17 protein-coding genes are annotated in these 18,741 nt (G+C 45.0%); 14 read left to right on the plus strand and 3 right to left on the minus strand.

Annotated features, from left to right (window positions below; genetic code table 11):
* Positions 1-36: 36 nt before the first annotated feature.
* A complete protein-coding gene (locus JGK16_RS28340; RefSeq protein ID WP_293185163.1) occupies positions 37-1,197 on the minus strand; it encodes a transposase in 1,161 nt (386 codons plus the stop codon).
* Between the two features lie 52 nt (positions 1,198-1,249).
* On the opposite strand from JGK16_RS28340, the gene tnpA reads away from it, so the two are divergent.
* The 3 genes from tnpA (at position 1,250) to JGK16_RS28355 (ending at position 4,189) form a co-directional block, all read left to right on the plus strand.
* Positions 1,250-1,651: an IS200/IS605 family transposase gene (gene tnpA / locus JGK16_RS28345; RefSeq protein ID WP_293185162.1), complete on the plus strand. Its 402-nt coding sequence runs from the start codon at positions 1,250-1,252 to the stop codon at positions 1,649-1,651.
* A 134-nt stretch (positions 1,652-1,785) separates the two neighbouring features.
* Positions 1,786-2,646: a Tab2/Atab2 family RNA-binding protein gene (locus JGK16_RS28350; protein WP_293185160.1), complete on the plus strand. Its 861-nt coding sequence runs from the start codon at positions 1,786-1,788 to the stop codon at positions 2,644-2,646.
* A 247-nt stretch (positions 2,647-2,893) separates the two neighbouring features.
* Entirely contained in the window at positions 2,894-4,189 is a 1,296-nt protein-coding gene (locus JGK16_RS28355; RefSeq protein ID WP_293185156.1) for a TldD/PmbA family protein, read from the plus strand.
* Positions 4,190-4,571: 382 nt separating this feature from the next.
* Here the strand turns inward: JGK16_RS28355 and JGK16_RS28360 are convergent, their stop codons facing one another.
* Positions 4,572-4,715, minus strand: a complete 144-nt coding sequence (locus tag JGK16_RS28360) for a hypothetical protein (protein ID WP_293193387.1) — start codon at positions 4,713-4,715, stop codon at positions 4,572-4,574.
* Positions 4,716-4,728: 13 nt separating this feature from the next.
* Between JGK16_RS28360 and JGK16_RS28365 the strand changes: the two genes are divergently transcribed.
* From JGK16_RS28365 to JGK16_RS28405, 9 genes are all read left to right on the plus strand, one after another.
* On the plus strand, positions 4,729-5,685 hold the full coding sequence (locus tag JGK16_RS28365) for a GDSL-type esterase/lipase family protein (RefSeq protein ID WP_293193388.1): 957 nt from the start codon (positions 4,729-4,731) through the stop codon (positions 5,683-5,685).
* Positions 5,686-5,828: 143 nt separating this feature from the next.
* Positions 5,829-6,539: a haloacid dehalogenase type II gene (locus JGK16_RS28370; RefSeq protein WP_293185151.1), complete on the plus strand. Its 711-nt coding sequence runs from the start codon at positions 5,829-5,831 to the stop codon at positions 6,537-6,539.
* A gap of 54 nt (positions 6,540-6,593) precedes the next feature.
* Positions 6,594-7,370 (plus strand): tetratricopeptide repeat protein, encoded by a 777-nt coding sequence (locus JGK16_RS28375; protein ID WP_293185149.1) that lies wholly within the window; start codon positions 6,594-6,596, stop codon positions 7,368-7,370.
* A 205-nt stretch (positions 7,371-7,575) separates the two neighbouring features.
* Entirely contained in the window at positions 7,576-8,547 is a 972-nt protein-coding gene (locus JGK16_RS28380; RefSeq protein WP_293203546.1) for a tetratricopeptide repeat protein, read from the plus strand.
* A 94-nt stretch (positions 8,548-8,641) separates the two neighbouring features.
* Positions 8,642-9,397: a tetratricopeptide repeat protein gene (locus JGK16_RS28385; RefSeq protein WP_293193390.1), complete on the plus strand. Its 756-nt coding sequence runs from the start codon at positions 8,642-8,644 to the stop codon at positions 9,395-9,397.
* Positions 9,398-9,795: 398 nt separating this feature from the next.
* Entirely contained in the window at positions 9,796-10,551 is a 756-nt protein-coding gene (locus JGK16_RS28390) for a tetratricopeptide repeat protein (RefSeq protein ID WP_293185144.1), read from the plus strand.
* A gap of 353 nt (positions 10,552-10,904) precedes the next feature.
* Positions 10,905-13,715, plus strand: a complete 2,811-nt coding sequence (locus JGK16_RS28395) for a chloride channel protein (RefSeq protein ID WP_293185143.1) — start codon at positions 10,905-10,907, stop codon at positions 13,713-13,715.
* Between the two features lie 663 nt (positions 13,716-14,378).
* Positions 14,379-15,500, plus strand: a complete 1,122-nt coding sequence (locus JGK16_RS28400) for a glycosyltransferase family 4 protein (protein ID WP_293185141.1) — start codon at positions 14,379-14,381, stop codon at positions 15,498-15,500.
* Positions 15,501-15,511: 11 nt separating this feature from the next.
* The gene (locus JGK16_RS28405) at positions 15,512-15,745 is read left to right on the plus strand and encodes a hypothetical protein (RefSeq protein ID WP_293143588.1); all 234 of its coding nucleotides are present in this window, start codon (positions 15,512-15,514) and stop codon (positions 15,743-15,745) included.
* 124 nt (positions 15,746-15,869) lie between these two features.
* On the opposite strand, the gene JGK16_RS28410 is transcribed toward JGK16_RS28405, so the two are convergent.
* Positions 15,870-16,805 carry an exopolyphosphatase gene (locus JGK16_RS28410; protein WP_293185139.1) on the minus strand — a complete coding sequence of 312 codons (936 nt, stop codon included), beginning with the start codon at positions 16,803-16,805 and terminating at the stop codon, positions 15,870-15,872.
* A 66-nt stretch (positions 16,806-16,871) separates the two neighbouring features.
* Here JGK16_RS28410 and bioF point away from each other — a divergent pair, with 66 nt between their 5' ends.
* Entirely contained in the window at positions 16,872-18,044 is a 1,173-nt protein-coding gene (bioF, locus tag JGK16_RS28415; protein WP_293193391.1) for an 8-amino-7-oxononanoate synthase, read from the plus strand.
* A gap of 390 nt (positions 18,045-18,434) precedes the next feature.
* Positions 18,435-18,584 (plus strand): hypothetical protein, encoded by a 150-nt coding sequence (locus JGK16_RS28420; protein WP_293143575.1) that lies wholly within the window; start codon positions 18,435-18,437, stop codon positions 18,582-18,584.
* Positions 18,585-18,741: the final 157 nt, after the last annotated feature.

An 18,741-nucleotide genomic window follows, 5' to 3' on the forward strand; every position in this document is an offset into this window, starting at 1 on the left:
TTGAAATACTCCCCGACCGTCGCGGACGGGGATTCTTCACGCTTCACCGACAGATACTACCGAAATAGTTTTACTCCGTCTCGACGTGCATTTAGAGTCGTGGCGATTCCCCATCCCGACTTTATTTATATTCTTGGCGGCATTCTCGTCGCGGTCGTGTGTAGCCCCGCAATTTACGCACTGCACTGACCGCACTTTTAAGTCTAGCTTGCCCCATTTGTATCCACATTCGGAACAAACTTGGCTGGTCGGTTCCCAACGACTAATTACTACAAACTCTCTGCCGTATTTGACCGACTTAGCCTCGCAAAATACTCTGAATTGTCGCCAACCCTGAAGGCTGATTGCCCTAGAAAGTTTGCGGTTTTTCATCATTGCCGACACATTCAAGTCTTCTAAGATGATGGCTTGGTTTTCGCTGACCACTTTAGTCGATAGCTTGTGCAGGAAGTCTTGGCGCGTGTCCGCAATTTTGTTGTGCGTTTTGGCTATTTTAATCCGAGTCTTTTCCCAGCCTCTGGAGCCTTTTTCTTGTCGGCTCAACTTGCGCTGCAACTTCCTCACTTTGCGGTCAATCTTTGTGTAGATTGGGCTTTCAGCTTTTGTGCCATCACTCATGAACGCGAAGGTTTTTATCCCCAGGTCAATCCCAATGCTTTGGTTTTTAGGATTGATATTGACTGGTTCGATCTCGACCACGAAACTGAGAAAATAACGGTTGGCACAGTCTTTAATTACTGTTACAGAACTAGGTTCAGACGGCAGTTCTCTTGACCAAATTGGATTTACACTCCCAATTTTTGCCAAGTAAACCGTTTCATTGTTAATTGAAAAACCGCCGCGAGTTAGTCTTGCCGATTGCTGATTGGTCTTTTTCTTAAACCTGGGACTGCCTAACTTTTTGCCTTTGGGCTTGCCATTGAGAGAGCTAAAAAAGTTTTTATAAGCAACACCTAAATCGGCGATGGACTGCTGCAATGGTATTGCTGAAACTTCTGACAGCCAGCACCTTTCTTCAGTCTTTTTCGCTTCAGTGATAAGCAATTTCTGCAAATCTCCGTTGCTTGACAATTTGGAGGAAGCCTTGCACAAAGCCAACGCATCGTTCCAAACTACCCGGACGCAGCCGAACAACCGACTTAAGCTTTGTCGTTGCTGGTTTGTTGGGTAGAATCGGTAGCGATATCTGGCTTTCACGTTGAGGTGCTATAGTTGGTCTGTTGCTCAATTATACATCGGTGCGCTCAAGATGAAAACTCTTCTTCGCAAAGAAAGGCACAGCATTACGGATCTGAAAATTCACTTGGTCTGTGTGACCAAATATCGTAGGTCGGTATTTACTGCCAACAGCCTTGCGGTGATTGAAGCGTCGTTTAGGGATGTGGCTAAGAAGATGAATTTTCAGATTCGAGAGTTTAATGGAGAAAGCGACCACATCCACGCTTTGATCGAGTATCCTCCCAAGCTATCGATTTCTGCTATGGTGAATGCACTCAAGGGCGTTTCTAGCAGGAAATATGGACAAGAGGGGTTTCCAAAGCCTTGCGGGAAAGAAGCTTTATGGAGTCCTAGCTATTTTGCTGCTTCTGTCGGAGGAGCGCCACTGGAAGTCCTCAAACGCTATATCCAGAATCAAGAAAAGCCGTCTTGAAAGACGGGGCTTTAAACCCATTTCTTTGGTAAGCGCGATCGCCCGCAATTGAAAATCAGTCTTAAATTCTCACTCATCAGAAACCTGCCCGATGTCAGGTAACATGAGAAAGGATTAATTTTTAACAGCGCGGCATGGCTACTATTTGGGAACTCGACTTTTACAGCCGTCCAATCCTAGACGAGCGAGAGAAAAAAAAATGGGAAGTGTTGATTTGCGAAAGCCCGCTGAATGTAGGCGACAAGGCAGAATCTCTGTTTCGCTATTCGCAATTCTGCCCCAGTACAACCGTGAATTCCCTGTGGCTGGCTGGTGCAATTAAAGATGCGATCGCCTCTGCACCGAAACCACCCGAAAAAATCCGCTTTTTTCGCCGCCAAATGGCGAACATGATTACCAAAGCCTGCGAGGAATTGGATATTCCCTCAGCCTCCAGCCGCCGCACCCTCGCCCTCAGCCTGTGGCTGGAAGAACGGATGCAAGACGTTTATCCCGCCGAACCGGGTTATCAGCCGGTTGTGAACCCCACCGTTCAATTTGTACCCGAAACGCCCATAGCGCTGCCGGATGCCTTGATCGGCGAAAAATGGTCGTTTGTGAGTTTGCCGATCGCAGCTTTTGACGAAATGTCCGAGTGGGATATTGGATTTGGCGAAGCTTTCGGACTCCCGATGACACGCCTCGCCCCGGAAACACAAATTCCAGGATTAATCATCTACTCATCGAGAGCAACGGCTTTAGCAGGTTGGATGTCGGGTTTGGAATTAGCTTTTCTCAGATATGATAGCGCCCCTATCCCTAGGCTGGTATTAGATACGGGAGCTAACGATCGCTGGATTATAGCTAATCTCAGAGACTCAGCAACTGAGAAAGAAGCGAAAGGATTTGAAGCGGCGAAAAAGCAAGCAAAACAAGTACATTTTTTAGCAATTCAGTCGAATCCACAATCGGAATCTTTTGCAGGATTTTGGCTGCTGCACGAACTAACTAATTAACTAACTAATTAGTCGATCCCTTGGCAATAACCGATCTGGCATCGGTCGCAAAAATTTGGTAATTGGTAATCGGTAATTGGTAATTGGTAATTGGCAATCGGTAATTGGTAATTGGCAATCGGTAATTGCTTCCAATGACAAATGACAACCGACAAATGACAACAGTCAACTACCAACTGCCAACTGCCAACTGTCAACTGTCAACTGCCAACTGTCAACTGTCAACTGTCAACTGTCAACTACAACAATGACCAATCACCAATCAGCAGAACAACTGCTAGAATTAGCCACCAAAGCAGGTGCCGAAGCTGCTGAGGTATTGGAATCGCAATCGCTCTCGCGGCCGGTCTTTTTTGAAGCAAACCGCCTCAAACAGCTAGAAACTGCCCAAGCAGAAGGCATTGCGCTGCGGCTGTGGCGGGACGGGCGGCCGGGTTTGGCGGTAGCCTACGGGCCCGTGGAACCGCAGATTTTGGTCGATCGCGCGATCGCACTTTCGCAACTCAACGAGCCGGAAACCATCGAACTCGGCACCGGTGACAAAGTTGTGTATCCCGATCGCGGAGTGTCAATCCCAGCCGAACAGTTAGTAAACTGGGGAAAAGAGGCGATCGCGATCGTCCGCGAAGCCTATCCCGAAAGCCTCTGCACCGCCGAGCTCGACTGCGAAATCGAAAGCACCCGCTTGCTGAATACCAGAGGCTTGGATTCTAGCCACACCGACACCACCCTCAGCGGTTATTTGTCAGCAGAATTAGTCCGCGGCGAAGATTTCCTCAACATTTGGGATGGCGAAACCGAACGCGGCACCCTCGACTTAACCACCAGCGCCAAGCGCGTTTTGCAGCGTTTGGAATGGGCGAAAGAAAATGTAGCCCCCGCCACGGGCCGCGTGCCGGTACTGTTTACAGCCAAAGCAGCCGATTTGCTGTGGGGGACTGTCTGTGCGGCGTTGAATGGTAAACAGGTACTCGAAGGCGCTTCTCCTTGGAACGATCGATTGGGCCAACAAGTAACATCGCCCCTTGTCACTCTCTCGCAGCAGCCGGATATCGGGCCCTATAGCTGTCCTTTTGATGACGAAGGTACTCCCACTCGGGCGATCGTCTTTATCAACAGCGGAGTATTGCAGCTATTTTATACCGATCGCACCACCGGTCGAGCCTTGGGAAGCGGCACCACCGGCAACGGATTTCGCCCCGGTTTGGGCAGCTATCCAACGCCGAGTTTGTTTAATGTTTTGATTAAACCAGGAGAGCGATCGTTAATTGACTTAATCACTCAATTAGACGACGGCATTGTCATCGATCAAATGCTCGGCGGCAGTGCCGGAATTTCCGGCGATTTTTCAATTAACGTCGATCTCGGCTACAGAGTCAAAAAAGGTCAAATAATCGGCAGAATCAAAGACACCATGGTAGCCGGCAACGTCTACAGCGTCCTCAAACAATTGGTAGAATTAGGAGGAGACTCCGAGTGGAACGGTTCTTGCCACACACCATCTGTAATTGTAGAGGGATTGTCCGTCACCGGCAAAAACTAAATTCATGGGAATTGGGCAAACAGGGCATACGGCATTGGCAATCGATAATTGGTAATCGTTCATAGTTAATAGTTAGTGGTTAGTGGTTAAGCCCAAGTGCATTTAAATTGTGCAGTCAAGTTTGATAAAATGCTTGTGGGTGGGGTGCATCTGGTTTTAACAAATATGTTTGTAGGGGCGAAGCATGACCGCAGTCAATATGGGATTATAACTAATAATTTATATGCGGTCATGCTTCGCCCTCCCCAAAAGTGAGTGAGATGCACCCGTGTGGTGGCTCCCAGAAACCGCCCAAAAAATACAATTAAGATGCCCAACAGCTTAGTAGTTAATAGTTAGTGGTTAGTGGTTAGTGGTTAGTGGTTACTTGTGAGGAGTTTTTCTAATAAAAAATAACCAATTCCCAATTCTCAATTCCCTGTTTGGCCAATCCCTTCGCTCCGCCCAATTCCCAATTATCCATTCCCAATTCCCAATTCCCAATTCCCCATTCCCCATTCCCAATTCCCAATTCCCCATTCCCCATTCCCAGACATAATATGCGTATTTGTTTTATCGGCGACTCTTTTGTCAATGGTACAGGCGACCCCAAATATCTTGGTTGGACAGGACGTGTTTGTGCGGCAGCCAGCGGGCAAAGACAGGATATCACCTACTATAATTTAGGAGTGCGGGGAGAAACCAGTACGGATATAGAAACTCGGTGGTTCAGCGAAATTTCTTGTCGCTTACCTCACTACTGCGACGGCAGAATAGTATTTTCCTTTGGCGTCAACGACACTTATTTTGAAAACGGAAAAACTCGCGTCTTACTTGAAAAGTCAATTGAAAATCTCCGCTATATTCTCAACTCTGCGAAAGAAAGAGTGCCAGTCTTAATGATAGGGCCGCCGCCAGTTATTGATGTCGAGCGCACAATCAGAATAGCCAGTTTATCCGAGCAGTTTTCCCAAGTTTGTAGCGAGTTAAATGTGCCTTATTTAGATATTTGTACCCCGCTGGAAAAATCAGAGATTTGGATCGAAGAACTTACCAACAATGACGGTTCCCATCCTCGGGCTGCTGGTTACAAGGAAGTGGCTAAAATAATTCACAATTGGGAGGCTTGGAAAGATTGGTTTAAAAATATAAACATATCAGATAAAGAGACGGTAACTCTGTTTAGAGCAGTCGGAAAAAAAGAAATGGAATTAATTAAAGAAAGCGATTTTATGGTATTTCCGCCGCGACTGTCTTTCCAGCCTATTTTTTATCCCGTACTTCACAAAGCATATGCCATACAAATTGCACGAGATTGGAATACCAAAGATGCAGCATCGGGATATTTTGGTTATGTAACCAGGTTTAGAGTTTTGGCTGAATTCTTGAATAAATATCCCGTCCAAACAGTCGGCAGTTCGATTCACCAAGAGTATTGGATTCCAGCAGAAGAGTTGGCAGACTTCAATCGCAATATTGTCGGCAAAATTGAAATTTTTGCTGAATATCAACCGTAAAATAGAATCAACAGGACTTACGGATTGCTGCTCAGAAACCGGGTTTTTTCCTAAGAAACTGGTCGATCGCCTTTAATCTCTGTAAAAAATCGGTTTCTATAGGTTGGACTGGCTCAGTCTCGATAAAATAGGAGGAATGACAGATGTTAGATTTTAATCAATTTGAAGTTGTGAGTTTTGACTGCTACGGCACCCTCATAGATTGGGAAAGTGGGATATTACCAGTCTTGAAACAGTTGCTGTCCAACCGCGAAATCGATTTTAGCGATGAGGGAACTTTAGAAATGTTTGCTGAGTTTGAATCGGAACTGGAAAAAGACAAGGGTGAGTATATCAAATATCGGGAAATCCTGCAAGAAATAGTCAGAAAAATTGGTAAAAGATTTAGTTTTGAACCGACAGAAACAGAGTCGGCAACAGAAATTAATTGTTTGGTTGAATCGATAAAAAATTGGCAGCCTTTCCCGGATACAGTTGCAGCTTTGAGAGCGCTCAAGCAAAAATATAAATTGGCGGTAATTTCCAACATTGATGACGATTTGTTTGTTGGTACTGCCAAACATTTAAAAGTTGAATTCGATTGGGTAATTACGGCGGAACAAGTACGATCGTACAAACCGTCAACTCGCAACTTTGAAATGGCGATCGAGAAAATGGGCATACCACCGTCAAAACTCCTGCACGTCGCTCAAAGCCTGTATCACGACATTGTACCAGCCTCATATATGGGAATATCGACAGTTTGGGTAAATCGGAGATACGATCGAACAGGATTTGGTGCGACACTGCCGGCCAGCGCCCAGCCGGATTTAGAAGTGCCGGATTTGACAACGCTGGTGGAGGCGATCGCCTAAATAACCGCAGATGTCAAAATAGTTGCTTGAAATTACCAAAAGGTGGAGATTAGGATGAAGTTTAAAATCTTGACTGGACTGTTGACAGGATTAGTTGTTTCAACAACCACAGGTTTAGTAAATTGTCAACCGAGTTATGCCGAAAATAAAAGCTTTTCATTGAGAATTCCAATCGACCAAAATTTCAGATTGTTGGCTTCAACGAAGGTGGATTTAGGCGCGCAGGTAGCGAGTGAGGTTTTGACACAAAACCAAACAGCGGAAGAATTTTACAATCAGGCTGTAGAGAAGTACAAACAAGGAGATTATCCGGGTGCTATAGAGTCTTACACTCAAGCGATTAAACTCAACCCCAATTATGCCGAGGCCTATAACGATCGCGGTGTTGTCCGATCGAACTCAGGAGACAAGCAGGGTGCGAAGGCAGATTTTGACCAGGCAATAAAAATTAAGCCCAATGATGCTAATGCCTATATCAATCGAGGCAATCTCCGCGATGAGTCAGGAGACAGACAGGGTGCGATCGCAGATTACGACCAAGCCATCAAAAATAACCCCAACAATGCCACCGCCTATGTCAATCGGGGCAATGTCCGGGATGACTCAGGAGACAGTCAAGGTGCGATCGCCGATTACGAACAAGCCCTGAAAATTAACCCCAACTATGCTTTAGCCTACTACAATCGGGGGATTACTCGATCGAGGTTAAAAGACAAGCAGGGTGCGATCGCAGATCTTCAGAAATCCACAGAATTATTTCAGAAACAAGGCAATAAAGTTCTTTACGAAAAGGCAATAAATATAATTAATAGACTTCAAGAATCACCATAAACCAATACGGTGGACTTAACGCTTTTTGACGAATGTCATCTCAAGATTTTCTAGGCAATACAGGCATTTCTTGAAAGTCAGATTGTTCTTAAGTCAACCGTATTGTACCATAAACAACTAAACTATTGACCGCATCGATCCATGCCAAGATAGAGCTTTTGAGGATCAAACTGTCTCGACCAATACTCAGTTTTCCACTTAAAGTATGAATTTATTCTGCCGACTACCAGCGACATTAATTGGTGTGACTGCAACTATTTTGATCTCCCAATGCCCGGCAGTTTACGCCAGAGAAGCTAAATCAATCACTGTTAAATCAATTACTGGGCAGATTGATACTTACGATCGAGTGGATTTGTCCGTGCAAGTTGCGAGTGAGCTATCGGCGGCAGGGGAAACAGCGGAGGATTTTTACAATCAGGGTGGACAGAAGTACGACAAAGGAGATTATCAGGGTGCGATAGAAGCTTACAGTCGAGCAATTGCGCTTAATCCTAATTATACTTCTGCCTATAACGATCGCGGTAATGCCCGTTCAGCCTCAGGAGACAATAAGGGTGCGATCGCAGATTACAACGCAGCCCTGAAAATTGACCCCAACTATGCTAATGCCTACTACAACCGAGGGATTGCCCGCTCAGGCTCAGGAGACAACCAAGGTGCGATCGCCGATTTCGACGCAGCCCTGAAAATTAATCCTAAGTATGCCGAAGCCTACGGCAATCGAGGCAATGCCCGCAATAGATTAGGAGACAAGCAAGGTGCGATACAAGATTACAACGAAGTTCTGAAAATTAATCCCAACGATGCCAAAGCCTACTACAACCGCGGGAAAACTCGCTATCAATTGGGAGACAAGCAGGGTGCCCTCGCCGATTACAACCAAGTTCTGAACATTAACCCCAACGATGCTGCGGTATATACCAGTCGGGGTAATGTTCGCGATGAATTAGGAGACCAACAGGGAGCAATCGCCGATTACGAAAAATCCCTGAAAATTAACCCCAACTATGCCTTTGCCTATCTCAACCGTGCTATTACGCGATCGAGCTTAGGAGACAAACAGGGAGAGGTGGCAGACCTTCAGAAAGCCGCCGACTTATTTCAGCAACAAGGAAACAAAGAGATGTACCAAGAGGTACTAAAGATAATTAAAAGAATTCAAGGGACAACATAAAATCTTCCTTAATCTAATATCTGAAAGTCGCTAGAATCGCAGAAACTTTCAGCTTTAAAAGTTATAAAACCACACTCAACCATCAACTAAAATCATGAATTTTAATCGACGACTACCAGCAGCATTAATTGGTTTAACTGCAACTATTATCATCGCCCAGCCGCCCGCAGTTGCAACAAACTCTGCCAAATCAATCAGTGATAGTTATGCTCGAATGGATTTGTCTGTGCGTGTGGCCAGCAAGCCTCTGGGGAACGAGCAAACAGCAGAGGAATTTTATAATCTGGGTGTCAAGAAGTACCGCGAAAAAGATTATCCGGGTGCTATAGAGGCTTACGATCGAGCAATTGCGCTTAATCCTAATTTTGCCAATGCCTATATCGGTCGGGGTAATGCCCGGGATGATTTAGGAAACAGCCAGAGTGCGATCGCCGATTACGACCAAGCCATAAAAATTGACCCCAAAAATGCCTCAGCCTACTTGAACCGGGGTGTTACCCACTTAAGGTTAAAAAACAATCAGGCTGCGATCGCCGATTACAACCAAGCCATAAAAATTGACCCCCAATATGCTGAAGCCTACATCAAGCGGGGTTTTATCCTGTATATCTTAGCAGACAATCAAGCTGCCCTCGCCGATTACAACCAAGCCATAAAAATTGACCCCAATAATGCACCAGCCTACATAGGCCGGGGTGGTGTACGCGCACAATTAGGAGACAAGCAAGAAGCGATCGCAGATCTTCAGAAAGCCGCCGACTTATTTCAGAAACAAGGAGACAATGAGAGTTCTCAAAAGGTGCTAGAGTTAATTAAAAAAATTCAAGGCACACCGTCAAGTCCTCAATAATCTAGAGAGCATCGAACACGCTAACTTGGGTAGTGCGCCCTCTTGAACTCGCACTACCAAAAACAACTTTTTGCAAAAAAGAGTATAAGTAGGAGGGTAGGCAAAGAAAGGTACTACCCCTACAGATTTATCTAAATCATTTATGATTCAATACGCTTGGGTTAGCAATTGTCCGAAGAGAGGAACGAAGCATAAGCCCTAGCCCTTTCAGGGCGGCTTCGCCAACGGGCAGGCACGCGCCAACGCAGAGTCTATTTTTCATATCGTTTTATTGACCGGACGGTCTTAACCCAAGCGTATTGATTTATGATTGCCATATCAAAAATATTTACTGTTTGGTATAACACAGGATTTCTCAGATTTGACAGTTCGGAAAAAATAAATTTTTAACTAAAATTATGAACTTACATCACCGAATACCAGCAACATTAATTGGTTTAACTGCAACTATTTTCATCGCCCACCACCCCGCAGTTGACGCCAGAGAAGCTAAATCGATCGCGGCGGCACAGATTGAGCATTACGATCGAGTGGATTTGTCCGTGCAGCTTGTGAGTGAGGCTGGGGCGCCTGGGATGACGGCGGAGGAATTTTATAATTTGGCTGGACAGAAGTACCACCAAGGAGATTATCAGGGCGCTGTAGAGGCTTGCGATCGAGCAATTAAGCTTAATCCTAATTATGCCAATGCCTATATGGGCAGGGGTATCGCCCGAGCAAAATTAGGAGACAAGCAGGGTGCGAAGGCAGATTTTGACCAAGCCCTGAAAATTGACCCTAATTATGCGTTAGCCTACTACAACCGAGGTTTAGTCCGCGATCAATTGGGAGACAAGCAGGGTGCGATCGCCGATTACGACCAAGCCCTAAAAATTGACCCCAACAATGCTCATGCCTACTATAACCGAGGTGTCACCCGATCGAGCTTAGCAGACAAGCAGGGTGCGATCGCCGATTACGACCAGGCTATAAAAATCAACCCAGACTATGCTGAAGCCTACGCCAACCTTGGTATTGCGCGAGCGATATTAGGAGATAAGCAGGGTGCGATACAAGATTTACAAAAAGCCGCCGACTTATTTCAGAAACAAGCAAGAAAAGATGATTATGAAAAGGCACTAAACCTAATTAAAAGAATTCAAGAAAAATCATAAATTTTTCAACACTTTGTAATCTCAATTAATGTCGCAGCTAATTCATCTTCTTTAATGTGTTGCCACTCTAATTAAATTTGCTTCATTTTGGAACAATGCTTAGGCAAGAACAAAGATATATAAACCCTGCTCTTCCTACTTTGACCATAACTGTTCAACCTCCTGACATCGATGTATTAGACCGTCGTCTTGTAAAATGATTATTTACGAGAACTGCTATAGTATAGAAATCAAAATTATGGCATCGAAAAAATAGTAAATTAGCCATTAATATTTGCTGTATTTCCCCAAACATACCGAATGTTTGCTAAAGTCTAATCGAGCATACAATTCTTAGGTCATCTACCCTATTTATGCCGTACATTACTATCCCTAAACAACTTAGGGAACCTTCCAGCGTCATCGAATCTCAGCTTTTTTTACGCCCCAAACGCCTCGCTATTTTTGAAGCTTGCCTGATCGGTTTAATTTCAGGATTGGCTGGCGTCTTGCTCAAATTAGGAGTCGGATGGCTCGGCAGTTGGCGAGTTGCTACCTCAACGCTAATTCCAGCTTTAATTTTGCTTCCGGCTGTCGGTTTATTAGGCGGGTTTCTAACAGGTTTTTTAGTTGAACGTTTCGCTCCAGAAACTGCTGGTAGTGGCATTCCTCACGTCAAAGCTGCCCTCGCTGGTGTCAATCTTTCTTTGAATTTACGAGTAGCTGTCGTTAAACTTCTGACCACTATTTTAGCAGTTGGTTCCGGTTTAACCCTGGGAAGACAAGGCCCAACCGTCCAAATTGGAGCGTCTTTGGCCGGCTGGATAGGTAACTTGATGCCGACTTCCCCAGACTACCGCCGCCAATTGATTGCTTGCGGTGCAGCGGCGGGACTGGCTGCTGGTTTTAATGCTCCGATTGCAGGGGTTTTGTTTGTAGTTGAAGAACTGCTGCACGATGTTTCTGGCTTGACTTTAGGTACGGCAATTATTGCTTCTTTCATCGGTGCGGTTGTTTCGCAGCTTTTGGGCGGAGATAGTTTAAATCTCAATTTGCGAGAGTATAAAATTAGTTTTTTTCCTCAGGAAATTCCGTTCTATATACTGTTAGGAGTTTTAGCGGGATTGCTGGGAGCTTTGTTCAGCAAAGGGATTATTGCTGGTTTGCACTTCAATCGAAAAACGCTGAAATTAGCCTTACCTTGGCGAATTGCTTGTGCGGGGTTTATCTGTGGTATAGTCATCGCTGCTTTGCCAGAAAATTTTCGCAATAATACTGGTTTGCGCGAGTTTTTGCTAACCGGAGAAGCTAGCGGAACCACCAGTTTAATTGCTTTTATCGCTCACTTTTGTTTGACAATTCTTTCCGCAGCTTCGGGAGCTCCGGGAGGATTGTTTGCACCTTCTTTAGTTCTCGGTTCGGCACTCGGCCATATCGTGGGAATTATCCAAGCACATTGGCTGGGTGTTGGTTTGCCGGTAACTTACGCTTTGGCGGGAATGGGAGCGTTTTTTTGTGCGGTTTCTAGGGCGCCGATTACGGCGGTAGTTATTGTGTTTGAAATTACGGCGGATTTCAAATTGGTGCTACCTTTGATGATCTGTTCTGTAGTTGCTTATTTAGTCGCCGAAAAGGTGGACAGCGGCTCTTTGTACGATCGCCTTTTGGAGTTTAGCGGCATTCATCTCACCAAAGATAAACCTGCGGTTGATGGTTTGAGCGACTTGTACGCAGCTAACGTGATGCAGCGCCGAGTTGAAACTCTTTCGAGTCAACTGACTTTCGATGAAGTGATGCAGGCTTTTTCGCGATCGCACCACCGCGGCTTTCCGGTAGTTGAAAATGGTAAACTGGTCGGCATTATCAGTCAAACCGATTTAGCAAAAGCCAGCGAGCAGAATTTGTCCGGCAAGACACTGCTCAAAGAATTTATGACTGCACAGCCGATCGCAGTCAAAGCCAAGGATACCCTAAGCGAGGTACTGTACAGACTCAATCACTACAATATCAGCCGCTTGCCCGTCATAGAAGGACGGCATCTAGTTGGAATTATTACCCGCAGCGACATAATCCGAGTAGAATCCGATCGCCTCAGCGGAGAAACAACCCAAGGCCCGCATCCAGAACCATCCTATGTAGTGTATCAAACCAGAGCGCCACAAGTCGGAAACGGCCGCTTATTAGTGCCGCTTTCCAACCCGCAAACAGCACCCGCCTTGCTGCGACTCGCGGCCGCCATTGCGCGCGATCGCAATTATGAATTAGAATGCCTGCAAATCATCATCGTACCGCGCAACAGTTCCCCCTCAGAAAGCGCAGTGCGAACCACAAAAAGCCGCCGCCTGCTGCAACAAGCCGAGCGCATTATCCGCAATTGGAACTTGCCAGTACACACTCAAATTCGGGTAGCTCACGACGTGCCTCACGCGATTTTAGAGACAATTAGGGAGCGTCACATTGACCTAATTTTGATGGGCTGGCAAGGCGAATTATCCACAACTGGACGCATTTTTGGCGATGTGGTCGATACCGTAATTCGGCAAGCAGGCTGCGAAGTAGTTTTAGTTAAATGGAGCGAAAAACTATTAGTAACACGCCAGAAAAATGAGTTTTCAGCCGCTAGCAGCGGGCGGGAATATGCGTCTACAGAATGGCAGTTAAATGCCGCAGGAGTTGATGACGCAGAAAATTCTCAATTTGTGACATCAAATTCATCAGCGACACCAGAGACTGAATTTTCCTCGCCCAATTCCGACATTCGGGCGCCAGAATTGGGATTGCACACACTGATGGGTTTGCAGCGCTGGTTAGTACCAATTCGCGGCAGTTACAAGCAAGCTGCGGCATTGCGGCTGCTACCTGCTTTCGTGGCTGCGAGTGCCTTATCGGAGATTAAATTGTGTCAGGTGCACCAGCCTTCTGTTGCGGAGCCCTCGCGCGCCGAATTAAAGCAAGCTGCGAAGTTTATTCAGGGGCGGGTTAGTTGTGAAGTAATAGTGACTGCGGTTTGCGCTAAGTCGGTGTCGGATGCTTTAATTGATTTGGCTCAAAACGATCAATGTGATGCGATCGTCCTGGGAGCCAGTCGCGAAGGGCTGCTGAAACAGGTGATTCAGGGGAACATCCCGGAAGCTGTGGCGCGCGGATGCGACTGTACAGTCATATTAGTGCGATCGGCATCCTAGCAAAATCATACCATTGGCGATCTTAGATTTTAGTCGTAGCGTGCGTCGCCATCAACAATCCCTAAATCATAACGGTGTTCAAAAAGATGAGGTACGTTGTTGGGCTTCAGCCCCTCTTAGTGTTTATTATATAAGCCGTCAGCCATACCTCATCTTTTTGAGAAAGGCTATATATGCAAAATCATCAAGCGACGCACCTTACACTTTAGCAAAATCCTAAGCTGTACCGCATTTAAATCGTATATTTTGAGATGTGAGTCGTAGGGTGCGTCGCACTCGAACATCCCTAAATTATATCAACAATCTCATGAATCCGCATCTTTCACGTGGAGGCTTGTACAAATGTTTTTATGAATAATTTATACCAATTTTCAACGAAATAACAGTATTCTTGTTCCCCCCCTGATTCATGGGGGGGCTAGGGGGGGTCGAAGAGTGTTGCACAATTTTAGAGAAATGGTATTAATTAATCAACCCTCAATAAACCCCAAGGTGCGCCAGGGCAAAAATCCTGAATTTGTATTGAAAACCTTCTCACCTCAATAAACCCAAGGTGCGTCAGGGCAAAAATCCTGAGTTTGTATTGAAAACCTACTCGCCTGACGCACCCTACAATCAATAACCAATAACCAATAACCAATAACCAATAACCAATAACTAATTATGGTTCACTTTAACGTCGGCTTTCAAAATTTTAATTCCTTCGCCGACATTACCCTATCGCTGGCGAAAACCTTAGACAAAATGGGGATTTCTATTTCAGTCGAACCCTCAGAAATCGCATCTCACCTCACACGCTATTCCACAGCCGAAGAAAACCACCTCCTAGCCAAGTGGATGAACACCGCACCATCAGATTTATTTCAGCTAAAATGGTCTCATTATTGGAAACCTTTCTTTTTAAAAGAACTCAGCGGACACCTCAACTTAGAATTTTTTGCCATCAATTACGAATTCGCCAGAAATGATGATGAATATGATTACTGGATTTACGATGCTGTCAACAATTCATCCCACATCATAGCCGTCAGTGAATATTCTAAAAACGTTTTAGTCCAAGCTGGATGTCCGACAAAAAAAGTCTCCGTCATACCTCTAGGTTTCAATCCTTTAATTTCGCAACTCTATTCTTCCAGACCTAAAAAAAACCAGAACGATGTAAAATCTATTCTGCACATGACCAATTCTTTTGACTTGTATAGATTTGGCACGGATCTCGCCATCCAAGCATTTTATCAAGAGTTTCAAGATGATGCCAACGTAGAGTTGATCGTCAAAGATGGTGGCAAAAATCCTGATGCCATAACCGAACATATCATAAATATGGAAAGACAATTCGGCAAATTAAAGCCGAAAATAGAGATAAAGCCTAAATTTTTTACTAAAACAGAACTAGCGGATTTATACTTATCAGCAGATGCTTTTTTGGCTCCGTTTCGTGGCGAGGGTTTTGCGATTAAAATTTTGGATGCCTTTGCTGCGGGTTTACCAGTCGCTATGACTGTGTACGGTGGCCCGACGGAGTACGCAAATAGTGCTAACTGTTATCCCATTGCTCACGATCTAATTCCCGTCGGAGAATGTTACGATACTCAGTATCTTAAAATTAGAAATGCTCCTCATTGGGCCGAACCAAATGTTGAGTCTGTTCGCGAACAGTTGCGAAAAATTGTGGAGGATCCCATGCGTTTTCAGGTAGCCCAAAAAGCTCGGGAGACGGCGGATTTATTTAATTGGGAAGCGACAGGCAAAAAATTGTTAAGATTAATGCGAGAGTTGTTTTAGGAGCAGAAATTATGGGACTCGAACGCAAAATGTTTAGGGGAATGTTTTCGCCTAGCGAAGTGGTAAGATTGAAGCAGCCTTGTTTTACTCCTGGGCGATTGTTTGAAGCAGGAAATTATAACGCTGCCGATTTGCCGGATGTGGCTTTTGATATGGGTTTAGTAGATTATTTGCCGCCAGTCAAAGGCAAGAGTGCAGAAAATTTCAACGCCCCGAACCCCCAACCTCAAAACCTTGAGGACTAAACTCCCGCTAGCAGCAAGGACTTGAGTTCTAAACATTCCCTTTTGTAGTAAGGACTTGAATCCTGAAAATTTAAATCATCAAAGACTCAAGTCCTGACTGCCAAAAATATCAAGTTAATTTAATTTAACCCTTTTGCTCAATCTGGGCAATTAACTCTTTCAAAACTTTACTAGCTTTATCATTTTCAATCTGACAAGTTCCCGCATTCCGGTGGCCGCCCCCACCATATTTTAACATTAACTCCCCTATATTAGTTTGAGAAGTTTTGTTGAAGATTGACTTACCAACGGCGAAAACAGTATTTTGTTGCTTCAGTCCCCATAGTGTGTGAATCGAGATATTGCACTCGGGGAACAAAGCGTAAATTACAAAACGATTTCCCGCATAAATCACATCTTCGTTACGCAAATCTAAAACGACTAAATGATCGTAAACTTTGGCGCAGCGCTGTATTTGGTCTTCAAATTTTTGGGATTGCTCGAAGTAAAGGTCTACTCTTTCTTTCACATCAGAAAGCTGCAAGATTTCATCGATGGTATGATTTTTGCAGTAATCAATTAACTCCATCATTAACTGATAATTGGAAACCGTAAATTCTTTAAACCTGCCCAAGCCAGTGCGGGCGTCCATCAAGAAGTTTAACAGCACCCATTCTTCCGGTTGCAAAACCTCTTCTTTGGCAAATTGAGCGGAGTCTGCTTTGTCAACTGCTAGCATCATCGCCTCGGAAATATCAGGAAATTTTGCTCTGCCTCCATAATATTTATACAGCACTCTGGCTGCGGAAGCTGCATAGGGGTCAATGATGTGGTTGATTTTGATTTTTTCATGTCTGAGAGTTTCGCTAAAATGGTGATCGAAAGCTAGATGAACTCCCTCAACATATGGTAAATTGGTGGTAATATCGTTATTTGTTATTTCGATTTTTCCATCCTGCATATCTTTAGGATGCACGAATTTAATCTCGTCTATCATATCGAGTTCTTTGAGTAAAACGGCACAGACAAGACCGTCAAAATCACTGCGGGTGACTAATCTGTATTTTTTAGTGAGTGGCATATGCTTCTCTGATAGGCAGGGACTGATTATAAGACAATATAACTTATTACTCGATCGCTGGACAATATGAATGCAGACCCTTACGCTTGGCTAGAGAAGTCCCTGGACACTGTTCGCCGGGCCGATTGGTATCGATCGCCACAATTGATCGAAAGCTGTCCGGGGCCTGTGGTAAAATTAGCAAGCCGTTGGCTGATTAACTTTGCCAGCAACGATTATCTGGGACTTGCCGGCGATGACAGGTTGATTCAAGCGGCGATGGCTGCAACTAAGGAATTTGGTACGGGTGCGACGGGTTCGAGGTTAGTCAGCGGACACCGCGATTTGCACCGACAGCTAGAACTGGCTATTGCTAATTTAAAACAAACTGAAGACGCTTTAGTATTCAGTTCCGGGTATTTAGCGAATTTAGGGGCGATCGCATCAGTTGTCGGCCAGCGCGATTTGATATTATCTGACAAGTACAATCATTCGAGTCTCAAAAATGGAGCCATACTCAGCCGTGCAACAGCGCTAGAGTACAATCACTGCAATCTTGAGGATTTAAAAGCCAAGCTAGAACAAAATCGTGCTAAATTCCGCAAGTGTTTAATTATTACCGATAGCGTGTTTAGCATGGATGGGGACTTGTGTCCGCTGCCGGAGTTGTTAGCTTTGGGCGAGCAATTTAACTGTATGGTATTAGTAGATGAAGCTCACGCTACAGGAGTTTTCGGTGCTAGCGGTGCCGGTTGTGCAGAACATTTCGGCTGTAAGGGATTGCCGCTAATTCAAGTTGGCACGCTTAGCAAAGCTTTGGGAAGTTTGGGCGGCTACGTTGCGGGCTCCGCTACTTTAATTGATTTTCTCCGCAATCGAGCCGCGAGTTGGATTTATACTACAGCATTGACGCCGGCTGACACGGCGGCTGCTTTGGAAGCTGTGAGAATTGTACAGCAAGAACCAGAGCGCCGAGTTCGGTTGCAACAAAATATTGAAACTTTCAAATATGGGGCGATTACCAATCGCCAATTACCAATTAGCAATTCCCTCTCCCCAATTTTCAGTCTGCTGTTAAAAGATGCAGCCACAGCTTTAGCAGTTAGCAGCCAACTCAAGGAAATGGGTATTTTGGCTGTGGCGATTCGGCCTCCGACTGTCAGTGTCAGTCGCATTCGGATTTCGCTGATGGCAACTCACGAGCTCGCACACCTTCACCATTTGCTAGAGGTGCTGGGGGAAGTTTTCAGTTTTGACTAAGGCACGTACCTTTGCTTTGGCGCTTTTGTCTATATCAAAGAGCGCTGAAGCGCAACTACGTACCTAAGAGCGCCCAAGCGCAACTACGTACCTAAGAGCGCTGAAGCGCAACTACGTACCTAAGAGCGCTGAAGCGCAACTACGTACCTAAGAGCGCTGAAGCGCAACTACGTAATTATTTTGTTGGGAAGCGGGAATCTGACCGACGCCTACTATTTAAATTATTGGAAATGTCAAGATATCGCTATTGACTTATGCGAGATAGTATACACTATTGTGGTCGATCGGTCAATAACTGTAAACTTTTTGTAAATTTAGATACTTTTTGAAATTTTGCGCTATATTAAAGAAGTAGGAGTTACACCAAATTTAATATAAGGAACGTTCACCATGAACACAAATCGCCAAAACGTAAAAAAAATCGCTGAAACCCACCGCGCTAACATTCAAAAGCAACTGATGCACCGCATCGAAGTCGCTAGAGCCAGCGGCAATCAAGATTTGGTTCGGGTGCTTGAAGATGAGATGAGACAGCTTTAAGTCGCTGCCACTAAAATTAGCCCGTAGTTTGGTTGAGAGGGTTGCGCGAGAAATGCAGAATTCCCGCAACCTCTACCCGATAATTTTTCAATCCTCTCTTAGTTGGTAGAAAAAAACCCGGTTTCTTCAAGAAACCGGGTTTTTTATTGAACTCTTG

The organism is Microcoleus sp. PH2017_09_SFU_O_A, from assembly GCF_020738625.1.
Taxonomy (GTDB): Bacteria; Cyanobacteriota; Cyanobacteriia; order Cyanobacteriales; family Microcoleaceae; genus Microcoleus.

Excerpts from the sequence above, each read along its gene's own strand:
- tnpA (WP_293185162.1), top strand. The coding sequence starts at position 1,250 with ATGAAAACTCTTCTTCGCAAAGAAAGGCACAGCATTACGGATCTGAAA.
- JGK16_RS28355 (WP_293185156.1), top strand. The coding sequence starts at position 2,894 with ATGACCAATCACCAATCAGCAGAACAACTGCTAGAATTAGCCACCAAA.
- JGK16_RS28385 (WP_293193390.1), top strand. The coding sequence starts at position 8,642 with ATGAATTTTAATCGACGACTACCAGCAGCATTAATTGGTTTAACTGCA.
- JGK16_RS28375 (WP_293185149.1), top strand. The coding sequence starts at position 6,594 with ATGAAGTTTAAAATCTTGACTGGACTGTTGACAGGATTAGTTGTTTCA.
- JGK16_RS28390 (WP_293185144.1), top strand. The coding sequence starts at position 9,796 with ATGAACTTACATCACCGAATACCAGCAACATTAATTGGTTTAACTGCA.
- JGK16_RS28380 (WP_293203546.1), top strand. The coding sequence starts at position 7,576 with ATGAATTTATTCTGCCGACTACCAGCGACATTAATTGGTGTGACTGCA.
- JGK16_RS28360 (WP_293193387.1), bottom strand. The coding sequence starts at position 4,715 with ATGGGGAATGGGGAATTGGGAATTGGGAATGGGGAATGGGGAATTGGG.
- JGK16_RS28420 (WP_293143575.1), top strand. The coding sequence starts at position 18,435 with ATGAACACAAATCGCCAAAACGTAAAAAAAATCGCTGAAACCCACCGC.
- JGK16_RS28405 (WP_293143588.1), top strand. The coding sequence starts at position 15,512 with ATGGGACTCGAACGCAAAATGTTTAGGGGAATGTTTTCGCCTAGCGAA.
- bioF (WP_293193391.1), top strand. The coding sequence starts at position 16,872 with ATGAATGCAGACCCTTACGCTTGGCTAGAGAAGTCCCTGGACACTGTT.
- JGK16_RS28395 (WP_293185143.1), top strand. The coding sequence starts at position 10,905 with ATGCCGTACATTACTATCCCTAAACAACTTAGGGAACCTTCCAGCGTC.
- JGK16_RS28350 (WP_293185160.1), top strand. The coding sequence starts at position 1,786 with ATGGCTACTATTTGGGAACTCGACTTTTACAGCCGTCCAATCCTAGAC.
- JGK16_RS28370 (WP_293185151.1), top strand. The coding sequence starts at position 5,829 with ATGTTAGATTTTAATCAATTTGAAGTTGTGAGTTTTGACTGCTACGGC.
- JGK16_RS28365 (WP_293193388.1), top strand. The coding sequence starts at position 4,729 with ATGCGTATTTGTTTTATCGGCGACTCTTTTGTCAATGGTACAGGCGAC.
- JGK16_RS28400 (WP_293185141.1), top strand. The coding sequence starts at position 14,379 with ATGGTTCACTTTAACGTCGGCTTTCAAAATTTTAATTCCTTCGCCGAC.
- JGK16_RS28410 (WP_293185139.1), bottom strand. The coding sequence starts at position 16,805 with ATGCCACTCACTAAAAAATACAGATTAGTCACCCGCAGTGATTTTGAC.